Source organism: Campylobacter concisus, from assembly GCF_015229965.1.
Classification (GTDB): domain Bacteria; phylum Campylobacterota; class Campylobacteria; order Campylobacterales; family Campylobacteraceae; genus Campylobacter_A; species Campylobacter_A concisus_BD.
The window spans coordinates 53,425-62,335 of the sequence record NZ_JAAKZB010000012.1 but is presented as its reverse complement, the minus strand read 5'-3'; the positions used below and the strand labels follow the sequence as shown (position 1 = coordinate 62,335).

The following is an 8,911-nucleotide window of genomic DNA, read 5'->3' as shown; positions in this document are numbered from 1 at the left end:
GTTCGAATGTGAGGGTGACATACATTGTACAAATGGTGGTTATTTTGGGGTAAATAAAAGAAATAGCAAAAGTTTAGAAATTTTATCAAAACCAACACCAATAAAAAATAGTATAAATGAGCGCTTGATGGGGTATAAATTTAGAAATTCAAACTACATGTATGAAATTTATGGCGACATAATGTCTGGTGGAAAAATGTATTTGAACGTTTTTAAGCAAGGAAAAACTATTTTTAAAAGCGATAATTTACAACAGATAGAACAAGAAGAATTTGTATCTAAACTTAAAGAAATAGATAGTGGGCTACCTGCTAGCTTTGATAAATTTTATAAGAAGCTACAAAATAAATATCAGCAATAGCTTAAAAAAAGATGAGGACTATAATAATTAATAGTCAAACAAAACACAAAAACGGCAAAGAGCACAAAGAAGACGTCACGCATTTAGAATTTATGCAAAAAGACGAAGAGAGATCAAACAGCACCGCTTCAAAGTGCGAGGAGCTATTTAAGCCATTTGCTGATAAGCTAAATTCTCTTTTAGCCTCCCAAACATCAAATAAATTTAGTACCGAAAATATCTACTGCGTAAATTTAACCTCCTCTTCTACATCTAACGCTTCAAGGATAAACAAACTCCTAAAAAGAAGAGAAGAAGAGCTTTATAAACAAGAGGATATGCTCATACTCTGCCCTATAAAGACGGCTACTCCTATTAGGATATTTCAGCCTAAAAAGAGCAACTTTACCATAGTGCTAGCCAGCCAAACAGAATTTGACTGCAGCGAGCTAAACCCAAAAGAGCTAAATCCTAGCAGACCAAACTATGGCAAGCTAAATTTATGCGAGCTAATACTCACTGACTTTAAATTTGACTCTTATGAGAAAGAGAACAAAGGCGCTTCGTCTGATAGAGATATCAAATTTAAAAACGCAAAGACAAAGTCAGATAGTGTGATCCTTTATAAAGAAAACGATGATGGTAAAGACGATAAAAACAAGACAAAGGGTGCTTGCTTTACTAGTATAAGGCAAAGTAGCGATGAGATAGAGTACAAGCTAGAAGATGGTGTTGTAAAGATGAGCCACTTCCCCCTCCCCTCATCTAAAGACGAATATCTAAATTTCAACCTTCTAAATTTCGCTAAGGAGAATAACTTTACTCTTAGAGATGATAAAGACTCGGCTATGTTTGATATGAAGCTTCGTCTAGCTCTTGGTAACAGTGCAGAACCTACATCAACATCTAGCTCAAGCCTTGCTCTAACACTAAATAATCTCATCATTGAAAACGAAAAAGGTGAAGCTAGTGATATAGATAAGATATATCTTCACCACTGCGGTGATAAGAGTATATATGAGAGTACATCTTTAGTTAAAAATAAAGAGTCAGATATCAAAAACTCATATACAGCTACATTTAATATACCTATAGACGGTGTTTTAAAAGAATATGAATTTGGCTTTGAGTATCCGTGATTTATATAGTTTTTAAAAACCAAAATAACCTACAAATAGTCTAAATACTCACCAAACAAGGATGAGTTTAAATGTATTACTTTGACATAAAACAATGATAATATCTAGCGTATCTTGCTATGATCCCAAAAAATAATACTTTAGCTATATATGTTTTATAAATTTGTCCGATATGGCTTAGAATACAACGAGGAAAAGATGAAAGATAAAAAACTAATCATAAAAGACATTCAGGGTGAAATTTACGTCATAAGCCAAGATGGAAGCATAAAAATGCTAAAAGATGGCGATGAAATTTACGCTGGTGAGAAAATTTTTACTAAAAATTTAGACGCCAAAATCACTTTAGAAGATGGCGAGCAAGTAAATTTAAACGCTCATCAAAGCATAAATTTAGATGAAATTTTAAAAATTTCAGCAAAAACAGCTGAGGAGCAAAGCGATCACTCTAACGGCTTTGGCGCGAGCGAGGGCATATCTTTGAGCGCGGCTAGCTTTATTACAAGCGGACATAGCGCAAATATCCATCAAATTTACAACCAACACAGATCTTTAGAGCCAAACGTAAGTAGCGCCCAGCCAAGCGAGCTAAAAAGCATCTCAGGCGCCTCTAGCACGCTGATAGAAAAAAGTAGCACTGCTGCAGGACCAAAAGAAGAGCCATTTATAGATACTATAAATGTATTAAATGTCACAAACAGGGGACTGGATGCAAATATCTGGCTTTATGACTCAGCTAGAAATGGTGGTCGTTTACTTGATTATTATAGACTAGAACCTAGCAAAAGCATATTTAAAGAGTGGATCGCAAATCATAACGTAAGTGCGACAAGCACCTACGATGACTTGCGTTATAGAGTGGGAGAAAGTTATGGTTTTTCAAGACCTGCAAACGAGGTATCTATATTACAAGACCGCAACATAAGACCTGAAGAGCTTGCTAGGATGGGTCAAGACAAAAATATAGAGTCAATCAATAAAATCGATAGGCTAAACAATCCAATTCTCAGCTATGGCAGACCAGAAAAGCCAAATGGCAACTATAGGTTAAATGAGTCCAAAATAGTATCAGATGGGGTAATAAATATTATAGATGGCTGGATATATATCAAAGACCGTAACTCACTTGAGTATTTTGTTCTTTTTGAAAAAAACAAGAGAGCAGAGGTTAAGATCGAGTTTGATGGCAGGACTATCTTAGAGGAATCATTTTATGCAAATACTTTAATAGAACCTAATTCAGAAAATCATAAGCCAACAGAAGCTTTAAATTTAGCCCATGATGGCGGATTTTATAAAATTCATATCGAAGTAATAGATGAGAGATACAACTATTTGTTTAACCTTATGGCACAAGAAAAAGGTAAAGCAGGACACAGCTACCTTGCGGATGTAGCAGGCATTAAACTAGTCAGCAACGCCTACATGGAGGCTCTTGCTCAAAAAGGCCTTGTAACAAAAGAGAGCGATACGTTTTATAAGGCGAAAGAAATAAATGGTACAAAATTTGGCGATAATGCAAGCGATTTTGATAAGCCATTTGATCTAGAATTTAAAGGTACAAAAGACGTTGGTAGCAACCTTGATGACAAATTTATCTTTAACTCACACGATATCGACGCAAAAGGTGGCATAGATACGCTAGTTTTTACCCAAAACGTGGATCTAACAAAGATAAGTGAGCTAGATAAGCGCCTTGAGAGCTTTGAGCGCATCGAGCTTGATCACACAAAGGCTGTGAAGCTAAAGCTAAATGGGCAAAACATAAGCGACATGATAGACTCCAACCCTACCGAGGGGCCTGATGGTAAAGTAAGCCTAAATACCATCCTTAAAATTTCAGGTGACAGCGATGACGTGGTGCAGCTCGTTGGAAATTTCATAAAGGCTACAAAAGATGAGGTAGCCGCGCTAAATGCAAAAAATAGCGTCATCGGAGCTGGTTATAACAAACTCGATGAAGTTGGGGGCGAAGTGGTCAATCAAGTCTATAAAGGCGAAAACAACGCTGGGCAGACATTTTTCGTAGAGATAGATAAAAACGTGCATGTCGAGGTGATGTAGTAAATTTACAAGAGTTAAAAACCTCATCCCAAAAAGCCACCAAACTATTTAAATTTTAAGAGATTTTCCGATATTACAATACACACTTTTTACAGGGATGAAAAAATGCCAAATTTTGACGCCATAAGGATCGGCGTTATCAAAAAGATCAAGGGTGAAGCCATCGCCATAAGTAGGGACGGCACTATGAGGGTGCTGCACAAAGGCGATGAAATTTACCTTGGTGATGATATAAAAACGAGCGAAAACTCAAACCTTACCATTGTTTTTGATGACGGCGAAAAGGCTTATGTCGGCTTTAGCTCGGTATTTCACACAATAAATGTCTTTGCTGAGCATAAAGGCGAGCTAGTCATCCCAAAAAACGCAAACATCCTTGAAAATCACAAAGAACACGCAAATGACGATGATCAAATCTCCCATCAAGAGCTATCTTCTCACGGCTCATCATCGCACAACTTCGCCTCAGCAAGCAGTGGTGGCATCAAATTTGAACTAGGTGGCCACTACTCAAATATCTACGACTTTTACACAGGTTTGCGCGCTCTTGAAGCTAGGCATGACGAGGTCAAATGGCCAGTTGGTGGGACTATAAAAGGGGCATTTTATAGTGCTAAAAGCACTATAAACTCACAACCAGAGCCAAACATCGTGCTAAATTTTAACCTCACAAGCGATACTGGCGAGAAAAAGGGCTTTTTAGGAGGAGCGCAGCTAAACTCACTACCAAAGACTCCTGATGGCAAGAAGATCATCACAAGCATAGGTGTTGATATCCCAGACATTGCTAAAAATGGCGACATCATCACGATAAAGACAAACATGAAAGGTGGTGGCAAAACCAGCAACTACAAAGTAGATACGATAACAAACGAGCTAATCCCAGTTGATAGCACCGGCACGCCCACTGGAGCGCCTCCTATACCTATCGTAAATGGCAAAGCAGAGATCACTGGAGTTGAAATTTTAAACCATGGCAAAACGACCGTGACAAGCTCATACACCACTGGTGGCAGAACATTTACAGCGCCGCCAACTACTTATGAGCTAAACGACACGCCAGCCATCTCAAAAGTGACAGCCACGCTTGATCTTGATAAAAATGGCGACGGCGTGATAGACGCGACCGAGCTAGGATATGGCAGTGGCACGCAAACTAGCGGTATGAAATTTATAGTGCCTGACGAGCTTAGCACCGGAGATAAGATCACGTTTAAGCTAAATGAGCCGGGCAAACCGCCAGTTGAGAAGAAATTTACACTAGATAAAGAAAATGGCACAGCCACTGACGAGGACGGCAACACCTATACATTTACGACCGATGAAAATGGCGCAGTCAGCTTTAGCGTGCCAAACATCGCAAACATAACAGCAGGAAGCAGCATAGAAACTGGCGTAGTCGATAAATTTGGCAACGTCTCAGCCACAAGCACTTCGCCAAGCAGCAGTGTAAGTGACACCGTCAAAGTGACGCTAACAGCTGATAAAAACGGCGATGGGCTGATAAGCAGCGATGAGATAGGAGATGGCACTTCAAAGGTTGAGATAAATTTACCTCGCACCATAAAGCCAAAAGAGAGCGTCTCTATAAACATAGGTGGCTCGCCAAAAAAATTTGTCGTAAGCGACGATGGCACAAGCGTTTATGATAAAGATAACCCAAGCGCGGTAGTGCCAATAGTTAATGGTAAATTTGAAGTGCCAGGCGTAAGCGTGCCAGTGACACCTGGCTCAAGTGTATCTATAAACACAACGGTTAATGACGAGCATGGCACGCCAAAACCAAATGGCGCAAGCAACCAAACCACTCCAAGCGTCGTAGTAGCTCCACCTGTAAAATCAGCCAAGATAAGCTTTGATAGCGACCTAGGGCATAACAATAGAACACCAGATGGCAAGATAGACACTTCAGAAAATAGATACAATGACGGCGACCCAACAAAAACTGAGGCATCTATAAAAATCCCAAGCGTGATAAAAGAAGGCGATAAGATAGCCATCGATGTCACCAACCCAGACGGCAGTAAAACGCACAAAATTTACACATACACTAATGGCAAGATAATCGCCCCTGATCACAATGAAGTGCCACTAAATGATGGTAAATTTAAGATCACAGTGCCAATAGAGCATGGCAAAACCACAAGCATAACGACGACCATGATGGACAAGGCTGGCAACAAAGGCGAGAGCGACACAAATGAGATAAAATTTAGTGACAGCCCAGTGGCTAAATTTGTCAAAGACGCTGACGGAGATGGGCTCATAGATGACACCACCGGATCTATAACGACCTCTGATGTAAAGGTCTATCTCCCAAGTAGCGCAGTGCCAAAAGATGAGCTAAAGATAAGCATCCTAAACCCGCTTACCAACAAACAATCAACCGTAAGCTACATCCTAGACGATGATGGCGTGCATATGATAAACAAAAAAGATCCAAGCGATATAAAAGTGATAAGTGACGGCGCTATCACCATACCAGACGTGACGGTAAGTAGCAAGCGTCCGACCCTAGTCGATGCGACCCTTATAAAAGATGATGGAAGTGCAATATCAGGCACTTCAAGCGGTAGGCTATTTGCCTTTGGAGTGCTTGACTATATAGATGATGTAAAACTTGTTACAAAGATAGATAATGCCGATATCCACTCCGCAAAATACCTAAACGAAGAGAACTACGAGCATATCATCTCGACAAGCCAGTATGAGTCAAATTCGACCCAAAAGATAAACTACAACATCGCTCTTACGAATGACGAACAGCCATACATTAAATTTGGCATAAATAAGCCTGACACCACAAGTGATGGCAAGGGCTACGTGCTAATCGAGATAAAAGACGAAAATGGAGGTCTAAGCGATAGCTTTATAGCTAAGATCGAAAACAATACCGTCATAGCAGACTTTGAAAAGGTTGGCAAAAAGCTAGATAGAACGCACCACATCATAGACGCCACCTACGTGGGGACTGACGGAGTGCCTCAAAGAGATGATAACCTAACTATCACAGTCGATCTTGACTCAAAGCCTGACAAACTAATAGAATCTGACTTTGATAATATAAAAAATAGCTCTGGTAGCTACGCTATAAATTTTAGCGGCAAAGGCGAAGCTGCAAACAATCCACACGATGAAAAATCAAAAGATGTAGAGGTCATAGACGCTGAGACATCTGAGAAGACTACACTGACACTTGATAGAAATTTAAGCTACTCTGGAAGCTTTAACGTAGCACAAAACACTGGCAGCAAAAACTACATAGTAGAAAGACTAGATGATGCGGGAAATTTAGCCGTTCAAACCGTGACTATGGTGGCAAACAAAGGCCTTGATGTTGATATGTGGTTTTATGATTGTACGAATAAAGAATTTATAAATAAATTTATGTATCCTGGACCATTTTTACAAACAGATAGTGCAAATTTATTTTATGTAAAGCATCACTATAAAGAATGGATGGAGTGGGCTGGTGTTAGTGCAACTACTACGTTTGATGAAGTCTCCTTTAGGGGAGGAAAAGATTATAAATTAAGCTGGACTAGACCATCAGCGGGAGAGTTAAACACAAATGATATGGCAAGAGTAGGACACTCCCCTATGGCAAGTTACACAGACCACACTGGCACCCACTACAATGTAAATCACTCGGGTAACTACACCTTGCTAGAAGCTGAGACTGTAGGAACAGACCTTATCATGCATATGAGTGGATGGATATATATACAAGAAGATGGCGAGTATCACGTAAGGGCGGACCACTTTCAAGACTATGTACATATGGAGCTTGGAAAATATAAAATAGATGCGCCATGGTGGAGAGGACAACCAGAAGATGGCTCTGGCAATACACTTTGGTCTACAACAGAAGTTAATAAAGTGGGTGATACTAGCTTAGCATCCCCATATTACATAACTTTAGAAAAAGGCTTTTACAAGCTAAATATCGACTATATAGACCAAAGAACAGATGTGGATCTCGATATACAGATAAGAAAACATAAAAATCCTATATATACAAATGCTGACTATAAAAATATTGGCTCACAAGGAAGTGGCACACATCTTTTTAGTAATAGCTATATAAAAGCTTTGGAAGATAAAGGATACGTTAGTAGTGCTGATACAAATGGCTATAGAAAAGCACTAAATGGTTATGGAAATGACCCAGATGATTTTAATAGAGTAATGCACTTAAAACACAATACAAATACTCTTGAAGGAAGTAATCTAAATGATGTCTTTATCTATAATGGCAAGAGTATAGATGCAAAAGGTGGTGTAGATAAGCTGATATTTGTTGAAGATACAAAACTAGAAAAAGTAAGTAATTTAAATGATACTTTAAAAAGTTTTGAACGTTTGCAACTAGGTACTGAAACCCAAGCTGTCTCAATATCACTCAATACTAAAAACGTTCTTGATATCATAGACTCAAAAGAGACCACCATAACCATTGGCTCAGGAAGTGGCAGAAAAAAGATACAAGATACGCAAAATATGAATACTGTCTTAAAGATCTCAGGCGATGATGAAGATGGCGTTAAGCTAATAAGTGATGGAAATAATAAATTTGAACTAGCTACTGATAAAGAAGTGACTATGCTTAACTGGAAACATAGTCAAGCCATTGGAGATGAATTTAACAAAGTAGAAGTCACAGCTGATAGCGGCAGCAAAACATGTCCTGATCATAAAAACGTAACAAACGATGCTAGCGGAAATACTACGATACATAAACCGGATCATGCAGTAAATCACGTCTATAAAGGCACATACACTGATGGAGCTAGCACAAAAACATTTTTCGTTGAGATAGATAAAAATATCAAGATCACTCACGAGGGAGATGATCAAGACAATACATTTACCTACGAAGGCAACAAGATAGACGCAAAAGGTGGCGTTGATACACTCATCTTTACTGAAAATATCGATCTTAGCAGAGTGGCTGACCTAAATGATAAACTAAAGAGCTTTGAAAATTTACAGCTTGGTAGCAAGAGCACTCAGGCGGTCTCGATAGGACTGGATGCCAAAAGCGTGCTTGATATCATAGACCGACAAGTAACAGATGGTGGTCTAAAAAGCGTAAATACCGTGTTAAAGATCAAAGGCGATAATAATGACAAAGTGGCACTAGAGGGCAAAGGCACTATCTTTACACAAGCTACAGACAGCGAAGTGGCAGCACTAAATTTAAAGCATAGCGCTTTAGGCGATACACACAACCAAGTAACAGTTGATGGTAGCGGACATGCGCTAAATCAAGTCTATAAAGGCATATATGGCAGCGGAGCTGGCGCACAAACATTTTTTATCGAGATAGATAAAGATGTAAGTGTAGTAAATTTGGTGCATTAAATTT

Annotated in this window: 4 protein-coding genes; all 4 read left to right on the top strand. The window is 39.1% G+C overall.

From position 1 onward, the window contains the following. The coding region (locus tag G6W43_RS06530; RefSeq protein WP_428844940.1) for a hypothetical protein at window positions 1–361 on the top strand (361 nt) is incomplete at its 5' end. 11 nt (window positions 362–372) lie between these two features. After that, window positions 373–1,479: a hypothetical protein gene (locus G6W43_RS06525; protein ID WP_194169410.1), complete on the top strand. Its 1,107-nt coding sequence runs from the start codon at window positions 373–375 to the stop codon at window positions 1,477–1,479. Window positions 1,480–1,677: 198 nt separating this feature from the next. Beyond that, window positions 1,678–3,543, top strand: a complete 1,866-nt coding sequence (locus G6W43_RS06520; RefSeq protein WP_194169409.1) for a hypothetical protein — start codon at window positions 1,678–1,680, stop codon at window positions 3,541–3,543. A gap of 105 nt (window positions 3,544–3,648) precedes the next feature. Next, window positions 3,649–8,907 (top strand): hypothetical protein, encoded by a 5,259-nt coding sequence (locus tag G6W43_RS06515; RefSeq protein WP_194169408.1) that lies wholly within the window; start codon window positions 3,649–3,651, stop codon window positions 8,905–8,907. Window positions 8,908–8,911: the final 4 nt, after the last annotated feature.

What these genes read in the sequence shown, in the direction of transcription:
- G6W43_RS06520 (WP_194169409.1), top strand. Translation starts at nt 1,678, where the DNA reads ATGAAAGATAAAAAACTAATCATAAAAGACATTCAGGGTGAAATTTAC.
- G6W43_RS06525 (WP_194169410.1), top strand. Translation starts at nt 373, where the DNA reads ATGAGGACTATAATAATTAATAGTCAAACAAAACACAAAAACGGCAAA.
- G6W43_RS06515 (WP_194169408.1), top strand. Translation starts at nt 3,649, where the DNA reads ATGCCAAATTTTGACGCCATAAGGATCGGCGTTATCAAAAAGATCAAG.